19 protein-coding genes are annotated in these 15,366 nt (G+C 43.9%); 6 read left to right on the top strand and 13 right to left on the bottom strand.

The window, feature by feature from the left end:
• The first annotated feature begins 30 nt into the window (after positions 1–30).
• Genes DUN60_RS17690 through DUN60_RS17700 form a run of 3 tightly spaced genes read left to right on the top strand, consistent with a single transcriptional unit; the run spans position 31 to position 2,394 of the window.
• Complete coding sequence (locus tag DUN60_RS17690) at positions 31–852, top strand: pyridoxal phosphatase (RefSeq protein ID WP_114634574.1); 822 nt, start codon at positions 31–33, stop codon at positions 850–852.
• A gap of 4 nt (positions 853–856) precedes the next feature.
• Positions 857–1,504 carry a 3-keto-L-gulonate-6-phosphate decarboxylase UlaD gene (locus DUN60_RS17695; protein WP_114634576.1) on the top strand — a complete coding sequence of 216 codons (648 nt, stop codon included), beginning with the start codon at positions 857–859 and terminating at the stop codon, positions 1,502–1,504.
• Between the two features lie 8 nt (positions 1,505–1,512).
• Positions 1,513–2,394 (top strand): L-ribulose-5-phosphate 3-epimerase, encoded by an 882-nt coding sequence (locus DUN60_RS17700; RefSeq protein WP_114634578.1) that lies wholly within the window; start codon positions 1,513–1,515, stop codon positions 2,392–2,394.
• A 164-nt stretch (positions 2,395–2,558) separates the two neighbouring features.
• Here DUN60_RS17700 and DUN60_RS17705 read toward each other — a convergent pair whose 3' ends face one another.
• Entirely contained in the window at positions 2,559–2,768 is a 210-nt protein-coding gene (locus tag DUN60_RS17705) for a hypothetical protein (RefSeq protein WP_017072601.1), read from the bottom strand.
• A 246-nt stretch (positions 2,769–3,014) separates the two neighbouring features.
• On the opposite strand from DUN60_RS17705, the gene DUN60_RS17710 reads away from it, so the two are divergent.
• From DUN60_RS17710 to DUN60_RS24595, 3 genes are all read left to right on the top strand, one after another.
• Positions 3,015–3,614: an HAD family hydrolase gene (locus DUN60_RS17710; protein WP_048609861.1), complete on the top strand. Its 600-nt coding sequence runs from the start codon at positions 3,015–3,017 to the stop codon at positions 3,612–3,614.
• Between the two features lie 36 nt (positions 3,615–3,650).
• Entirely contained in the window at positions 3,651–4,322 is a 672-nt protein-coding gene (rpe, locus tag DUN60_RS17715; RefSeq protein WP_114634581.1) for a ribulose-phosphate 3-epimerase, read from the top strand.
• A gap of 238 nt (positions 4,323–4,560) precedes the next feature.
• A complete protein-coding gene (locus DUN60_RS24595; RefSeq protein ID WP_009845892.1) occupies positions 4,561–4,698 on the top strand; it encodes a hypothetical protein in 138 nt (45 codons plus the stop codon).
• A 211-nt stretch (positions 4,699–4,909) separates the two neighbouring features.
• Here DUN60_RS24595 and DUN60_RS17720 read toward each other — a convergent pair whose 3' ends face one another.
• From DUN60_RS17720 to DUN60_RS17775, 12 genes are all read right to left on the bottom strand, one after another.
• On the bottom strand, positions 4,910–6,109 hold the full coding sequence (locus DUN60_RS17720; RefSeq protein ID WP_114634583.1) for an MFS transporter: 1,200 nt from the start codon (positions 6,107–6,109) through the stop codon (positions 4,910–4,912).
• 89 nt (positions 6,110–6,198) lie between these two features.
• Entirely contained in the window at positions 6,199–6,522 is a 324-nt protein-coding gene (locus DUN60_RS17725; protein ID WP_114634585.1) for a hypothetical protein, read from the bottom strand.
• A 10-nt stretch (positions 6,523–6,532) separates the two neighbouring features.
• A complete protein-coding gene (locus DUN60_RS17730) occupies positions 6,533–7,402 on the bottom strand; it encodes an L-ribulose-5-phosphate 3-epimerase (protein ID WP_017072595.1) in 870 nt (289 codons plus the stop codon).
• Between the two features lie 9 nt (positions 7,403–7,411).
• Positions 7,412–8,170 carry an IclR family transcriptional regulator gene (locus DUN60_RS17735; RefSeq protein WP_017065667.1) on the bottom strand — a complete coding sequence of 253 codons (759 nt, stop codon included), beginning with the start codon at positions 8,168–8,170 and terminating at the stop codon, positions 7,412–7,414.
• A 7-nt stretch (positions 8,171–8,177) separates the two neighbouring features.
• Entirely contained in the window at positions 8,178–8,801 is a 624-nt protein-coding gene (locus tag DUN60_RS17740) for a 3-keto-L-gulonate-6-phosphate decarboxylase UlaD (protein WP_114635757.1), read from the bottom strand.
• 76 nt (positions 8,802–8,877) lie between these two features.
• Positions 8,878–10,371: an FGGY-family carbohydrate kinase gene (locus DUN60_RS17745; RefSeq protein WP_114634588.1), complete on the bottom strand. Its 1,494-nt coding sequence runs from the start codon at positions 10,369–10,371 to the stop codon at positions 8,878–8,880.
• Entirely contained in the window at positions 10,371–10,859 is a 489-nt protein-coding gene (locus tag DUN60_RS17750) for a NanQ anomerase/TabA/YiaL family protein (RefSeq protein ID WP_009845885.1), read from the bottom strand. The genes DUN60_RS17745 and DUN60_RS17750 overlap by 1 nt, the downstream gene beginning before the upstream one ends.
• Before the next feature lie 48 nt (positions 10,860–10,907).
• Positions 10,908–11,771, bottom strand: a complete 864-nt coding sequence (locus DUN60_RS17755) for a Cof-type HAD-IIB family hydrolase (RefSeq protein WP_114634590.1) — start codon at positions 11,769–11,771, stop codon at positions 10,908–10,910.
• Positions 11,772–11,781: 10 nt separating this feature from the next.
• Positions 11,782–12,492 carry an L-ribulose-5-phosphate 4-epimerase gene (locus DUN60_RS17760; RefSeq protein ID WP_114634592.1) on the bottom strand — a complete coding sequence of 237 codons (711 nt, stop codon included), beginning with the start codon at positions 12,490–12,492 and terminating at the stop codon, positions 11,782–11,784.
• Positions 12,493–12,587: 95 nt separating this feature from the next.
• A complete protein-coding gene (locus tag DUN60_RS17765) occupies positions 12,588–13,562 on the bottom strand; it encodes a DctP family TRAP transporter solute-binding subunit (protein ID WP_114634594.1) in 975 nt (324 codons plus the stop codon).
• 21 nt (positions 13,563–13,583) lie between these two features.
• Entirely contained in the window at positions 13,584–14,864 is a 1,281-nt protein-coding gene (locus tag DUN60_RS17770) for a TRAP transporter large permease subunit (RefSeq protein WP_114634596.1), read from the bottom strand.
• The gene (locus DUN60_RS17775; protein WP_114634598.1) at positions 14,864–15,352 is read right to left on the bottom strand and encodes a TRAP transporter small permease; all 489 of its coding nucleotides are present in this window, start codon (positions 15,350–15,352) and stop codon (positions 14,864–14,866) included. The genes DUN60_RS17770 and DUN60_RS17775 overlap by 1 nt, the downstream gene beginning before the upstream one ends.
• Positions 15,353–15,366: the final 14 nt, after the last annotated feature.

The raw sequence follows: 15,366 nt of genomic DNA on the forward strand, positions 1-15,366 counted from the left end.
CCGACTTCAGGGAATAAGTGAGAGGACTCTATGTATAAAGTGCTGGCGTTAGATCTCGATGGAACCGTGTTAAAGGATGATCACACGATTCATCCAGAACTGAAAAAGGCGATCCAAGAAGCCAAACAAAGTTGTCATGTCGTGATTGTGACTGGTCGACACCACACAGCAGCACGACCTTATTACTACGAATTGGGGTTAGATACGCCAATCATCTGCTGTAACGGCACTTATGTTTACGACTATCAGACTGAAACGGTACTGACTCAAAACGCGATAGATAAAGACAAAGCGCTGACCTTCATCGATATGGCAGATGAGTTTCAGCTCAAAATGGTCATGTACATCACGCATGCCATGACGTACTCACACTACAACCCATTTGCCTACATGTTGGCATTGGAAAGTTGGGCAGAAACGGCACCAGAGCAACATCGCCCTCAAATTTACCAAGTGGCATCATTCATTGAAACGGCTCAGCAAGCCGAACACGTTTGGAAGTTTGTGGTGGAAGGTAGCCAAGACTCAGTAGACCGTTTAATGCAACACCCATGGATAGAAGAGAACTTCAACGGTGAGCGTTCTTGGTCAAACCGAATCGACTTTGCTGCAAAAGGTAACAGTAAGGGCCTACGCCTTGCTGAATACATCACCGAACTCGGTTATCACGCCGATGACGTCATTGCCGTCGGTGATAACCACAACGATATATCCATGCTCAAGTACGCCGGATTAGGCGTAGCGATGCTCAATGCTGATGACATCGTCAAGTCACACGTTCAACGCGTGTGCTCAACAGATAACAACCATGATGGCTTAGCCCGTCTAATACGTGAACAAATTAAAGGATAACAACATGACTAAACCAATGATTCAGATCGCCCTAGACCAAACAAACCTTCCTGCTGCTATTGAAGTGGCAAACAACGTTGAAAGCTTTGTTGATGTGATTGAAGTAGGCACTATTTTGGCTTTTGCAGAAGGCATGAAGGCAGTTTCTACGCTTCGTAAGAACCACCCAGACCATATTCTTGTGTGTGACATGAAAACCACAGATGGCGGCGCAATTCTAGCTCGTATGGCATTCGAAGCGGGCGCTGATTGGATTACGGTTTCTGCTGCTGCACACATCGCAACCATTGGTGCATGTAAGAAAGTCGCTGATGAATTTAACGGTGAAATCCAAATCGAAATTTATGGTAACTGGACAATGGACGATGCTCAATCTTGGGTCGACCTAGGTATCTCTCAAGCTATTTATCACCGCTCTCGTGACGCTGAATTAGCCGGTGTGGGCTGGACTGAAGAAGATCTAGTGAAGATGCGTGCATTGTCTGAAATGGGCATCGAGCTTTCTATCACAGGTGGCATCGTGCCTGAAGACCTATACCTATTTGAAGGTATTAAAGCGAAAACCTTTATCGCAGGTCGCGCACTTGCGGGTGACAAAGGTAAAGAGACAGCAGAAGCACTAAAAGCTCAGATCGATCGCTACTGGAATTAGGAGGTGTTATGTATCAAAACTTGTTACGCCACCGTGTTGGGCTTTATGAGAAGGCTCTACCTAACGAACTCAGCTGGGAAGATAAACTTAAGCAAACCAAAGAACTCGGCTTTGATTTTCTTGAGATATCGGTCGATGAATCAGACGAGCGTCGCAGTCGACTAGATTGGAATGACGAAGAAGTGTATGCCTTGCGTCATCTTTGTGAAAAGCACGGCGTACCGTTGCAATCCATGTGTTTAAGCGCGCATCGTAAGTTCCCATTTGGATCTGTTGATCCTGTGATTCGTGAACAAGCGATTATCCATATGGAGAAGGCTATCTCGTTGGCTTACAAGTTGGGTATTCGTACCATCCAACTCGCTGGCTATGACGTCTACTACGAGCCTGCTGATAAAGTGACTCACCAGAGGTTCATTGAAGGCATGAAGCTTTCGGCGCGTTTGGCTGAAAGATCGGGCGTAATGCTTGCTGTGGAAATCATGGATACCGATTACTTGAATTCTTTGAGTAAGTTCGAAGTGCTGAGTCGCGAAGTTAATTCACCGTATTTCACGGCGTATCCGGATGTGGGCAATATCTCTGGTTGGAATTACGACATAGTGACTGAGCTAAAACTGAGTAAGCCTCATATCACTCAGATCCACCTCAAAGACACTTATAAAGTGACTGACGAGTACAAAGGGCAATTCCGAGACTTAGTGATTGGTGATGGCGAAGTTGACTTCAATGCTATTTTTGAAACGTTGAAAGAGACTGAGTGCGTTGTACCACTCGTGATCGAGATGTGGGCTCAAGATGAACGCTGGAAAGAGAATATACGGACGGCACAAAAACGACTGAATGATGTTTGTGCGCAAACAGGTGTGCCTAAATTATTTGATAGTTAGTTCATACCTAGTAACGATTAACCTGTTTCTCTTTGCGTTTTCGATGCTCCTAACGAAAAGAGAAAATGCAGCATATTGCCCCCAATATGCTGCATTTTTATATCAATATGTCGCTCTAAACTTTTGAAGCTTAGGTTATGTTAATTTCGAAATAGTGGCTGCACTTAAACAGCAATCGTCACATGGTCACGGCCTACTTCAGCCATCTGAACTAGGTAGTCTGTGTGGTACTTTTTCTTGATGGTGATTTGGCTACCGATTTCAGCAACAATCTTTACTACTTCTAACGCGTCTGAAGGATGTAATGAAGACTCTTTTGTAATTTCGATGTTTACGCCCAAATTTGCCAATTTAATGATGTCGCTAGAATGCATGATGATGTCCAAGATGTTTGATTTTCGTGGACTATATCATCTTCAATTTATGCAACTCTACTTGGTTTAAGTAAAAATGGGTGAGATGTGCTCAAAATATGATTTCAATAGTAAACCAACGGCTTTTATTGCATCACTTCGTTTAATTGTCGGATTGTTGAATAAGATCATATTAAGGCGATCATGAATAGGTTTTATGTAGGGTGATTAGTAGTATGAGTCTCAAAACAATATGAGAGATTGACGATGCCAAAGTTAGATAAATATAAAGGAATTATTTTTGATCTCGATGGGACTCTGGTCAATTCTATGGTGGCACACGCTCATGCATGGGAACAAACTTGTCAGAAGTTTGGTATTCCCTACGACAAAGAGTGGCTCGATCAACTTGGTGGGATGCCATCGCGAAAAGTGACTCAAGAGATCCTTAAGCGTTACGATCTAACTCTTGATGCTCAACAAATTACTTCGGACAAAATCGCTAACTTTGAGGCTATTGAGCACAAAGGGGATGTTATCCCGGAGACATACGCACTCTTACAACAACAGTATCAGTTGAAAAAGATAGGCATCGGCACTGGTGCTCAAGCCAAGCATGCAAGGGCGATTTTAAAGACGACCGATATCCCATCAATGATACGTACGATTGTGACTTCCGATGACGTAGAAAATCACAAACCTAACCCAGATACTTTTCTGAAAGTCGCTAGCCAGTTAGAGCTTGAACCGAGCGATTGTGTGGTGTTTGAAGATACGATTATAGGCCAGCACGCAGCGACATCGGCAGGAATGGATTGCTACATGGTTGAAAACGGGCAGATAACTAAATTTGTTCCAGCGAGCTAAACAGAATTTAACGATACAAAAATAACTAGGAAAAAAATGAAACAATATCTTATCGCACCTTCGATTCTTTCTGCTGATTTGGCGCGTCTTGGTGAGGATGTAGAACGCGTTCTCGCGGCTGGAGCTGATGTTATTCATTTTGATGTTATGGATAACCACTATGTACCTAACCTGACTTTTGGTACGCCAGTATTAAAGGCACTGCGGGATTATGGAATTACAGCGCCAATCGATGTGCATTTAATGGCGAAGCCTGTGGATCAACTGGTACCAGAGTTCGCTAAAGCGGGTGCGACTATGATTACTTTTCATGTCGAAGCATCAGAGCACATCGATCGTACTTTGCAGCTAATTAAAGAGCACGGTTGCCAAGCTGGTGTGGTATTAAATCCAGCAACGCCATTGAGTCATCTTGATTACATTATGGATAAAGTCGACCTGATATTAGTCATGTCGGTGAACCCAGGTTTCGGTGGTCAATCTTTTATCCCTGCCACGCTCGATAAGCTGCGGTCAATCAGATCGCGCATTAATGAATCAGGCCGAAATATTCGTTTAGAAGTCGACGGTGGTGTGAAAGTTAACAACATAAAAGAGATTGCTGAAGCGGGTGCCGATATGTTCGTTGCGGGCTCTGCTATTTTTGATAGTGAAGATTATCAACAAGCTATCGATTCAATGCGAGCGGAGTTGGCTCAATTGAGTTAAGCAGTGTATCGACTGCTGTATAAAGGCTCGAAGTGTTCTGTGTATCAGGCTTCGGGCTTTTTTGTATCTAATAGATGTTGATTTAATGAAAAACTACGTGGAGTCAGGGGAGGTTGCGTTGTTGGAGTTCTCTTCAGTTATAGCTTTTTCATTGTGTAATAAAACTACAGTTAATATTGACTTTGGTCACATAACGGCGCAAAATTGACCTCAGATCACATAACGATGAGAACACAGTATGAACGCTACAGTAATCACGAATGAAAACAACGCATCACTAGCAAAACCTTCAGTAATGAATGAAGTTCTATTTTTTGCTAAGTCTACCGTTATCATGGGTGCAATTATCCTACTTGTTGCTTCTGCTTGGGTTTAATTTCTTAAATAACCCGCGTTAAGTGTGATCAGTGGTGGTGATTAGCCACTCACTGATTCAAACTAACGTCAGAAGCACCAAATTCATTTCCTTATCTTTCTCCAGTTCACTTTCTCTATCTTCTAGGCCAATCAGGCCGACTTTTTAGTCATCGACTTATTTACTGAATCAAGTGATTGACTAAACCAAGTTACCTATCTAAACCAACAGTTTAAACACGATGCTTTAAACTAGACCAGTACAAAACTATCATTAATACATACGCTAATGCGGGCGCAATATAACTCGTACTCAGCGAAAGCTCATCAATCAAACTCGCCTGTACGAATGGTAAAACAACCCCTCCAATTGAACACATAATGAGAATTGCTGCCCCTTGTGAGTTTTGCTTACCTGAGGCATGTAGCGCTTGTGCGTAAATGATAGGGTAGAGCGCAGAATTACATAGCCCTACGACAAGCATCAAATAGCCAACCCAAACATAATTTTGATAGACCGCAACGGCGCTAATCAAAGCGGCAATAACGCAAGACAGTGAGAAGAGATAGTGCTTATTTACAGTGCTTCCGAACTTGGCGAATAACACTCTTCCGACAAACATCAATACCCAGTAAATAGCGATGATCTGTGTTGCGAATACCAAACCAAGGTCGCCATATTGCTGGTCGGCAAGGTACGCAATAGTAAAAGTACCAAAACTGACTTCGACACCAATATACAACAATAGTACTAACGCCAATTTCATGAACTGGTGATTTTTAATCAGGATGGCTAACCCTCGCGAAAAGCCAGTCATTTGTTTTGGTTTAATATCGGGAAGGGTTATTTTGCTAAAAAATATCAGTAAGCCGAAAAAGAACAGGGCGATGAGTAAGAACAGAAACGACACTTGATGTGCGGTGTTGTCGACGTTAAAACTTGCTGCCACAAGAATGACAGCGGTAAGCACTAGCGGACCAAGCACAGTGCCAACAGAGTTCGATGCCGTTGCCACACTTTGACGTATCACGCTCTTATCGGGTGTCGAGAGTAGTGATACGTAAGGTGAACTCACCACTTGAATTGCTGACACACCTGAGGCCATCAATAAGATCCCAATGAGTGTTGGAACAAGCTCTTCTCCTCGTACTAAATGTGCCATGGCTAGACAGCCCAGTAGGCACCATATCAAGCAGAACTTCAGCGTAGTTCTATAGCCAATTTTTGCCATGACAAATGACGTTGGAAGCGACACTGTAATTCGGGTGATAAAAAAGGCCATGGGAAATAGCATCGCCATTTTATAATCGAGAGAGAAAGCTTCTTTGTAATGTGGAATTAGCGAGTTACTTGAAACGGTAATTAAACCCCAGATAAAAAAGATCAGAGACAGTAAGACCAGTGGGGCATCTTTTAACGGGAATACTCTCATAATGATTCCTTATTAATAGCGATAAAAAAAGCAGAAGATGATCTTCTGCTTTTCGATTGAGACTTTACGGTGTATGGCTTTTTTAGCCGTTAATCGCGCACAAAATTGATGTGGTGAACATGGATATTGTATTTCTCAATGATCACTTTGGTCGCATGCATACTTTTGATTCGTTGTTCCGAATCTAAAGCGGCTGTCATTACTGATTCGTTTTCGTAGCTGTGTTGCATCATAAGCAGTAAATTCTTATGGCTTTCAGCTTCAATCGCTTCAGGCTTGTTCAGTGTTAGCCCTTGGTTATTCGGGAATGTACGAATAATAGGTGCGACTTCGTTTTCCATGTATTGGTAGAAGTCTTGTTTTTGTTCTTCAGTTAAATCAGCTTCGAAAAAAGCAGTGCGAAAAATAGTCATGGTGGTTCCCTTACAGTTCAAAGCCAGATTGGTTAGCGATAGATTTTAATGTTGCTTTTGCTTGTTTGATATCGTCTAACCAGTTGTCGTTTTGTGCCCACATTTCAATCACTAATGGCGCGCTGTAATCAATTTCAGCGAGTGTTTTGAAAATAGCTGGGAAGTCGACTTGGCCTTCGCCTATAACAAGATCTCGGAACTGGCCTTTGCAGGTTTCTGAAACTCGTAGTGTATCTTTTAGGTGCACTTGTACTAGGTGATCACGGCTTAGCTTTAGTTCGGTACACACGTCGTAGTTCCAACCAGAAATATTACCGACATCTGGGTAAGCCATGAAGTAAGGTGATGGGATCTCACGCTTAAGCACTTCAAACTTACTTAATGAGTTGAGGTACGGAGTATCCATGATCTCTACACCTAACATGATGCCTGCACGTTCTGCCATTTTGGTGGCTTGTTGCATGCCTTCAATGAAGCGAGCGTGAGTTTCAGCCGATTGCGGCTCGTAGTACACATCGTAGCCCGCCATTTGAATACAGCGAATACCAAGCTTGTAAGCCAATGAAATCGCTTTTTCCATGATGATCAGCGATTCAGTACGAATAGCATCATCCATTGAGCCAAACGGAAACTTACGGTGTGCGCTTAGGCACATTGATTGGAAAGGCATTTGGTGCTTTTCACATAGACGGCGAAGCTCATAAATTTCTTCGTCTGACCAATCTAAACGAGCACGTCGCTCATCGGTTTCATCCACTGAAATTTCTACAAAGTCGAAGCCAGCTTCTTTAGCGTGAATCAAACGCTCTTCCCATGTAAGGGTGGTTGGCATCGCTTTTTCGTAAATACCTAATCTGAATTTGTTTTTAGAATCAAACATTCTTTTTCCTTAAAAGAGTTGTTGTTCTATACGCGTTGTTATGTCTTGAATTCTGCTAGCAATTTCTTCGTAGCCGAGAGCTTTCATTTTTGGCGTAAGCGAAGAGACGCTAACCGCGTATACAGGAGAATTGTTCTTGTCAAAAATAGGGACAGCAACACAAGATATACCCGCTTCGTTCTCTTCATCATCGAGCGCATAACCACGGCTCTTAATTTTATCGAGAACACCAAAAAACTGAGACTTGTCGAGAATCGTGTTTTCAGTTAACGGCTTCATTGTGCTGACATTGCGTTTCCAATAGGTTTCTCGAACGCTGTCAGAGCTAAATGCTAAGTAACATTTTCCTGCCGCTGAGCAGTACATTGGAGAATGCAGCCCTACGTAGGTTCGAGTTCTAAAGGAAGAATTAACGGGTTCAAACTTGTCTTTAAAAATGATGTTGTCAGCATCAAAAGAGAGGAAGTTAACCGTTTCATTCACATCGTCGAGTAGCTCAGATAGGTATGGCTTAACAGTGCCAGTGACATCAGAGTTGATAGCTGCGTGTCCAAGCTGAACCAACTTCATTGTTAAGCGATATTCTTTACCTGAACACATTTGAGCAACATAACCAGAGGCTTCAAACGTTGCTAAAATACGGTGGACAGATGACTTGTTGAAGCCTGTCCCTTCAGACACTTTTTGTAGCGAAACGCCATTAGGATAATTCCCAAGGAATTCCAATACGGTCAGTGCTTTAGACAACGATTTAATTTGCTCACTCATATATGTGCTACCAGTGTTTACCTATTTCAGTATGGAAGTTTTCTGCGATGTCACGTCCATTGCTACCAGCTAACGCTCGGCCAGCAATAAATGACTTTGCAGACAGATTCTTAAACAAATGCAGATCGTCAGGAACAATACCACCAGTAATGGATAGTTCAATTCCAATATCCGATAATTTCTGCATTTTTATCAAATCTTCTTCGGTCCAGCTCACACCAGCAAGTTCCGCATCACGAGAACGGTGATAAATTGCTTGTTTAATGCCCATGTCGACCCAAGCTTGTGCATCTTCCAGTGTCCAGTGTCCATACAGCTCAATTTGCACTTCGCCGTCGAATTCATCCGTTACTTTCTTCGCTGAACGAATAGTTTCGATGTGTGCTGCTGCACTTACTGTTACCCAGTTAGCGCCAGCATCCATCGCCAGACGTGTTAAAATGGCGCTGGCATCGGTGATTTTCATGTCACAGACAATGATGTGATTTGGGTATTTTTCTCGTAGGACTCTAACGCTGTCTACGCCATGGGCGAAGGCTAAAATCGTCCCGATTTCAATCACATCTAACTTATCTGCAACATGCTCTATTGAGGCTAACGCTGTGTCGATATCAGTGGCATCCAGTGCCATTTGTAGCAACGGCTTCGGTGATTTGAACAGGGGCTTAGATGATTCTAATAAAGATTTAGATGGTTTTAATACGGTGCTAGGCATCCATTTCATCCTCAAATTGTTTAAACAACTGCACCAGTCTTTGATAGTGCTTATATTTCTTTTGGTAAGTGTCGTAGTGTTCAGGATTCGGTTCGACACGTGACGCAGAATTAGTGATGGTTTGAGTACATTCTTCTAATGAAGCGAACTCACCCGCGCCGACCATTGCCATCATTGCGGCACCTAATGAGCCGGTTTCATCCACGTCTGATATTTCAACGGTCATGCCGGTAAGGTCAGCCAGCATTTGCATCCATACCGGGCTAGATGCAGGGCCGCCTGTCACTTTTAGTATGTTGGCTTTTGGAAAACGCTGACGCATACGTTCTAGGTGAATGTTGTGACAGAATAAAATGCCTTCCCAAATGGCTTGAATTAGGTGTCCTTTAGTATGGTGCGATTGCAGACCATAGAAGCCTGACTTTAGGCCAAGCCCTTGGTTTGAACCGTAAAGGAATGGCACAAAGTAGATACTGCTTGATGCCGGATCTAATGCTTCCACTAACGCTTGATTTTGCTGGTGGTTAAGCTGGCCATTTTCACCAAGGTAGTCAGCAAACCATTCATAGTTACCCGCTGAAGTCGGGCTCGCCTCATGAATAATGTACTCGTTATCGACGGCGTAATGGCCGTAAACAAAGTTGTGGCTTTCTTGCGTGACTACCTTTGAGATACCAGACGTGACCGCCCATGTTCCCATTACATAATTCAGGGTATGTTCTGAAGAGTTGATTCCAGAACATATCGCGGTAGACACCACATCAAACAAACCGCCGAACACAGGTGTACCTATTGCTAGGCCGGTTTCATTAGCAACAGCCGCAGTGATTTTCCCTGCTTGCTGTTGAGGTTTTACAACGGGTGGTAGCGCGTCCCAAATTTCTTCGATACCAAAGGTTTCCAGAAGTGCTCTGTCATACTCCCCCGTAATGGAGTTGAAAAAGTTACTCTCTGAGATATTGGTCAGTTCTGCAGCCACTTCGCCCGTTAAGCGATAGCGAAGGTAGTCGTGAGACATCATCACTGCGCCAATGTTGTTGTATCGTTCGGCATCGTTCTCTTTGATCCAGCGAATAATCGATACAGGGTGACCTGTCCACAGTGTTTGCAGTGTGGTTGGATAGATCTCTTTTGCTTTACCCTGTTCTAGCCACTCTTTAACGATAGGCAGTGAACGCGAGTCAGAAGACATAATGCCGTGGCCAAGATTTTGTCCCTCTTTATCAAGAAGGTAAACGCCTTTGCCTTGGGCTGAAATGCTCAAGCCTTTGATAGAGGTCGGTTCTACTTTTGTGGTATCTAAAAGCTGCTTAATGACATCGACAGCGTTACCCCATAGTGCGTTTAGGTCGCGTTCTACCCAACCTTGTTTTTCGTTGATGACGCTCGCCGATACGCGGGCAAGACCTTGTTGTTCACCTTTTGCGTTAAACAACGCGGCTTTCATAAAAGTCCCGCCAGAATCAATTCCAATGTAGTAATTCATTATTTGGCTTCCAGTAAATCGTTGTGAATTTTCACCACCAGTTTTCTAACGGGTTGGCTGTCATCATTTTCAATATTGGTGATATGCACGATATTTGGTGTGAATAAATAAAACTGATTGCGTTTTGCATGAATGAAGCTGAGTTCAATTCCTGGGTATTCGTAAAACTGAAGGTCACGTTCTTGGTTATAAGGTTGTGCGTTGCTGTGTTCGCCAGTGTCGATCGCCCATGCCATCACTTCAGAACCTTCGAGAATGATCTGCAAGTCAGAATGGTATTTATGGACTTCAGGTTGGAAGTTTCCTAGAGGCTCTTTGTCATATTCCAATACAACAAACCATGCCTGTTTTGAATCAAAACCAGGGAGTTCATGGCGACCTAATGCGAGTTTTTCTTGGTCGAGACTGTTCAAGTACTCAAGCACGTTTTGAATAACGACAGGGTACGACTTACTGATCTGCGTAGGTTGAGTATTTCCGACTAACATAAAAATTCTCTTTAAATATAAACAGCTTAATAAAGCCGATGCATTAAATTAATGGGCACTAAATAGGTCTTGTAAAAGCGTGGCTAACCCTGTCTTATCGTCATTGTTTTTAGGCGTGATTAGGTTGGCTGAGCTTTTTACGGTGTCATCTGCATTTTGCATTGCGATGCCAAGTCCTGCTGCTTTAAGCATCGAAATGTCATTGTGGTTGTCACCAATTGCGACACACTGCTCTAGGCTGATACCTAGCGGCTCAATGTAACGGGTTAATGCATTGCCTTTGTTATTGCTTGTTGCTGCGAAATCGACACGGTCAACCCAAGAGCGCTCGCCGTTGAAGTTCTCTTTAACGAAAGGAAGTTCGGCAAATGTATCGACTTCACCTTCAACGACAAACTTCCACACGTACTCTGAGGTTTTCGCTTCATGTTGAAAATCGTCGACCTTTTGAATGTTTGGTCGCTGGCTTTCTGGAAAGGTTTGAGACCACGTCAGTAGCGCTTCCATGTATTCAATAGGGCGTGCTCTCGAGTAGAGCATTGCATCACGCACATACATCACCATCTTCAGATCATGAGCCTGGGATAGGGTGATAAACTCAGCCGCAATTTCTTTGTCGATGGCGTTTTCTTGAATGACCGTATCGTTCTGGTAATCAAAGATGTAAGTGCCATTGCAACAAATTATTGGAGTCGATAAACCAAGCTGGTCGTAATAGGGTTTTGCCGCGACATGATGGCGACCCGTAACGATAACCACATGAGTGTGTTGAGCGACTTGTTTGATCGTCTCGACTAACTCTTGACTAATAGTGTGCTGCGAGTTGAGAACCGTGCCATCGAGATCCAATGCTAACAACTTGTACTTATCCAATTTATGTTTATACAACTTATGCGTAGACAGCTGATGCATGTGTGAGACCTTACTTCTGTCCGTAGTATGAATTCTTACCGTGTTTACGGTTGTAATGCTTATCGAGTAGCTCTGGTTGAATAGCTGCTTCTGGACTGATGGCACGAGTGGCTGTTGCCATGGCTGCAATCTCTTCCATTACTACAGCATTGTGCACAGCGTCTGAACCATCCTTGCCCCATGTAAATGGTGCGTGTCCTGCGATGATGACACCTGGCATTGCCTGTGGGTCGATATCGCGTTGCTTGAATTCTTCGATGATCACTAAGCCAGTGTTTTTCTCGTAGTCAGACTCGATCTCAGATTTTGTTAGTAGGCGAGTGCAAGGTACATCACCGTAGAAGTAATCGGCGTGTGTAGTTCCAAGCGCTGGAATGTCTCGGCCGGCTTGTGCCCAAATGGTGGCGTTGCGAGAGTGTGTGTGAACAATGCCGCCAATGGTTGGGAAGGCTTTGTAAAGTTCAACGTGCGTAGCCGTGTCGCTTGAAGGGTTCAGCTTACCTTCAATGCGATTGCCCTCTAAATCGAGAACAACGATGTCATCTGCCGTCATTACATCGTATTCAACACCTGACGGTTTGATTGCAATCACGCCACGTTCACGATCGATTTCAGAGACATTGCCCCAAGTGAAAGTCACTAAGCCATATTTAGGAAGTTGCAAGTTTGCTGCGAACACGCGTTCTTTTAATTCTTGGTATGTTTTTTGTTCTTGAGACATTGTGTTTGCCCATGTTGTATTGAGTTAATGACGAGCGGATTGCCTAGCTAAATTCCCTAGCTAAAAAGAGGACTAGGCAATCGCACTCAATTGCGTTACTTGGCTGCTAGCTTGATCTTGTTGATCATCACGTCGCCATTTTTCTCGATGTAAGCGCTCCAAACCGGTTGGATAGCTTGTTGGAAAGCAGCGCCATCAACGTCACGGTTAACTTGCATACCGTTCGCTTCTAGTTGAGCGATCATCTTGTCTTCTTTTTGGATGCTTAGCTCACGTTGCATTGCCACGGCTTCAGCAGAGACTTCTTCGATGATTTTTTGCTCTTCATCCGTTAGCTTGTCGAACTTACGTAGGTTCATTGTTAGAACTAGTGGTGAGTAAGCGTGTTGTGTAAGGCTTAGGTATTTTTGTACTTCGTCAAACTTGAAAGATAGCGTTACAGAAATTGGGTGGTCTTGAGAGTCAACAACGCCTGTTTCAAGTGCTGTGTAGAGTTCTGATACTGGAAGTTGCTGCGGGTTAGCACCTAGCTCGTTGAACATGTCGTTTAGCGCTTTCGAGCCATTCACACGCATTTGTAGGCCTTCAACATCTGAAGGAACACGAATAGGTTTTTCGTTGTTGGTCATGTTGCGGTAACCATTTTCAGGGAAACCAAGACCTTTAAGACCGAATTTTTCAAAGTTCGCTAACACTTCTTTACCCGGCTCGCCGTCCAGTACTTTGTATGCTGTTTGACGATCTGGGAACATGAACGGCAGAGTGAAGGCCGCTGATTCAGGCATTAGGCCGTTATAGTTGTTCAAGCCAACCATCGCTAAATCAACGATGCCAGCACGTGAACCATCAATCATTTGCTTATCACTGCCCAATTGACCTTGTGGGTAGACGTTTACTTTGATTTCGCCGTTTGAACGAGCTTCTACTTCTTTCTTAAAGAACAAAGATAGGTCTTGTTGCAAATCCGACTCTGGTGCAGCGTGCGCCAGTTTTAGAGTCGTAGCGGCAAAAGCGCTAGAGCTCATTGCGATAGTCGAAGCGAGTAGAGTAAGTTTTAGTAGGGTTTTCATTATTATTTTCTCCGTCGAGGATTAACCAATGACAAACGACATTGGCACAGTGATAATGCTTGGGAAGATGACAAACAGTGTGAGCAGAGCCATGTAAGCTGCGATGAAGGGCAATACACCTTTCACTGCGGTCGACATTGGTACTCTCGCTACACCACACACTACGTTTAGTACGGTGCCTACAGGAGGCGTAATCAAGCCAATTGAACAGTTAATAACGAACAGTAGGCCGAAGTACGTTGGGTCAATTCCAGCCATCTTGATGACAGGCATTAAAAGGGGTACAAGGATTAGAATCGTAGGGCTCAAGTCCATAACCATGCCGACACAAAGTACGAGCAACATAATTACTGCCATTAATAGGCGTGGGCTATCCACCAGTGGACCTAACATTTCTGCGAGTTGTTGAGGTAGCTGAGCAACTGTAATTAGCCACGCTGCAACCATTGCACAACCCACCAAGAACATAACCATTGCGGTCGAGCGACCTGCAGTAAGCACGATGTGGTAGAACTTTGTTAGGCTTAATTCTTTATAAACAAACGTTGAGATAAAGATTGCGTAAGTTGCGGCTACTACAGCGGCTTCTGTTGGTGTAAAGATGCCGAAACGAATACCCACTATGATGATGACCGGCAGCATTAAGGCCCATACACCTTCTCTAAGTGCTGCGCGTTTTTCTGCTTTTGTCGCTTTTTCTGATGTCGCTAGGTTTTCTTTGCGAACTGTCCAGCGCCACACAAACATCAATGTCATACCCATTAACAGGCCTGGAACGATGCCGCCTAGAAATAGGTTTTTGATCGAGATACCGCCAGCAACACCTACAAGGATCAGAGGGATTGAAGGTGGAATAACGGGTGCGATGATACCGCCTGAAGCAAGTAAGCCCATTGAAGGTGCTTCTGGGTATTTCGCTGCTTTCATCATTGGGTAAAGAATACTGACCAAGGCTGCTGCATCTGCTACAGCTGAACCAGAAAGGCCAGCAAGCAGTACCGAAGTCATGATAGCAACGTAACCCAAGCCACCTTGACGGTGTCCCACGTAAGTGGTTGCTAGGCGAACAATACGCTGTGACAAGCCTCCCGATGCCATTACTTCACCCGCAATGAGGAAGAATGGAATGGCAAGCAGAGTGAAGCTGTCGACACCATTAATTAAAGACTGCGCAAGAATGTCTGCACTAAAAAAGTCCATATGAAGCATCAATGCCATTGAAGACAACAACAGTGCAAATGCGACAGGAAGACCAAGTAAGATTGAGACAATCAATACCGATAAGAAAATGGCTAACGTCATTATTCTTTCTCCTCTTCTAAGTTATCTAGCTGCCAGTCTGGTTTGAAGATTCGCACAAAGGCAATCACACCCATTAACAAGCCTGACACCACACCAGCTAAGTAAAATAATGCTGAAGGAAGCCCTGTAAGTTGAGAAATATCTGACCAGTTAGACATCATTTGACGGTATGAACCGACGTAAAGCATGCCTACTGAGATCAAGACGATTACCCAACAAATACGTCTTAGTACGGGTACTGCTTTTGGAAATAATCGTTCAGAAAATTCCGCAACCGCGAGGTGTTCACCTCGGCGCAGCACAACGGCGGCACCGAGCATGACAATCCATACAAGACCAAGGCGAGATAGTTCTACAGAGGGACGAAGACCAGAAGAAAAGCCGTAGCGTAAAACTACGTTTGTAAACACGAGAGCAATCATGCAAGACAGAATAACTGCCATGATGACATCGATACTTTTCCAAATACTCTTAAATACACTTTGCATAACGCTTTCCCTAC

This window comes from Vibrio splendidus (assembly GCF_003345295.1).
Classification (GTDB): domain Bacteria; phylum Pseudomonadota; class Gammaproteobacteria; order Enterobacterales; family Vibrionaceae; genus Vibrio; species Vibrio splendidus_K.

Bases quoted from the DNA above. Each gene is read 5' to 3' on its own strand.
- DUN60_RS17740 (WP_114635757.1), bottom strand. From the start codon at position 8,801: ATGGCACTGGATGCCACTGATATCGACACAGCGTTAGCCTCAATAGAG.
- DUN60_RS17705 (WP_017072601.1), bottom strand. From the start codon at position 2,768: ATGCATTCTAGCGACATCATTAAATTGGCAAATTTGGGCGTAAACATC.
- DUN60_RS17725 (WP_114634585.1), bottom strand. From the start codon at position 6,522: ATGACTATTTTTCGCACTGCTTTTTTCGAAGCTGATTTAACTGAAGAA.
- DUN60_RS17735 (WP_017065667.1), bottom strand. From the start codon at position 8,170: ATGAGTGAGCAAATTAAATCGTTGTCTAAAGCACTGACCGTATTGGAA.
- DUN60_RS17745 (WP_114634588.1), bottom strand. From the start codon at position 10,371: ATGAATTACTACATTGGAATTGATTCTGGCGGGACTTTTATGAAAGCC.
- DUN60_RS17720 (WP_114634583.1), bottom strand. From the start codon at position 6,109: ATGAGAGTATTCCCGTTAAAAGATGCCCCACTGGTCTTACTGTCTCTG.
- DUN60_RS24595 (WP_009845892.1), top strand. From the start codon at position 4,561: ATGAACGCTACAGTAATCACGAATGAAAACAACGCATCACTAGCAAAA.
- DUN60_RS17750 (WP_009845885.1), bottom strand. From the start codon at position 10,859: ATGTTAGTCGGAAATACTCAACCTACGCAGATCAGTAAGTCGTACCCT.
- DUN60_RS17770 (WP_114634596.1), bottom strand. From the start codon at position 14,864: ATGACGTTAGCCATTTTCTTATCGGTATTGATTGTCTCAATCTTACTT.
- rpe (WP_114634581.1), top strand. From the start codon at position 3,651: ATGAAACAATATCTTATCGCACCTTCGATTCTTTCTGCTGATTTGGCG.
- DUN60_RS17755 (WP_114634590.1), bottom strand. From the start codon at position 11,771: ATGCATCAGCTGTCTACGCATAAGTTGTATAAACATAAATTGGATAAG.
- DUN60_RS17760 (WP_114634592.1), bottom strand. From the start codon at position 12,492: ATGTCTCAAGAACAAAAAACATACCAAGAATTAAAAGAACGCGTGTTC.
- DUN60_RS17765 (WP_114634594.1), bottom strand. From the start codon at position 13,562: ATGAAAACCCTACTAAAACTTACTCTACTCGCTTCGACTATCGCAATG.
- DUN60_RS17700 (WP_114634578.1), top strand. From the start codon at position 1,513: ATGTATCAAAACTTGTTACGCCACCGTGTTGGGCTTTATGAGAAGGCT.
- DUN60_RS17710 (WP_048609861.1), top strand. From the start codon at position 3,015: ATGCCAAAGTTAGATAAATATAAAGGAATTATTTTTGATCTCGATGGG.
- DUN60_RS17695 (WP_114634576.1), top strand. From the start codon at position 857: ATGACTAAACCAATGATTCAGATCGCCCTAGACCAAACAAACCTTCCT.
- DUN60_RS17730 (WP_017072595.1), bottom strand. From the start codon at position 7,402: ATGTTTGATTCTAAAAACAAATTCAGATTAGGTATTTACGAAAAAGCG.
- DUN60_RS17775 (WP_114634598.1), bottom strand. From the start codon at position 15,352: ATGCAAAGTGTATTTAAGAGTATTTGGAAAAGTATCGATGTCATCATG.
- DUN60_RS17690 (WP_114634574.1), top strand. From the start codon at position 31: ATGTATAAAGTGCTGGCGTTAGATCTCGATGGAACCGTGTTAAAGGAT.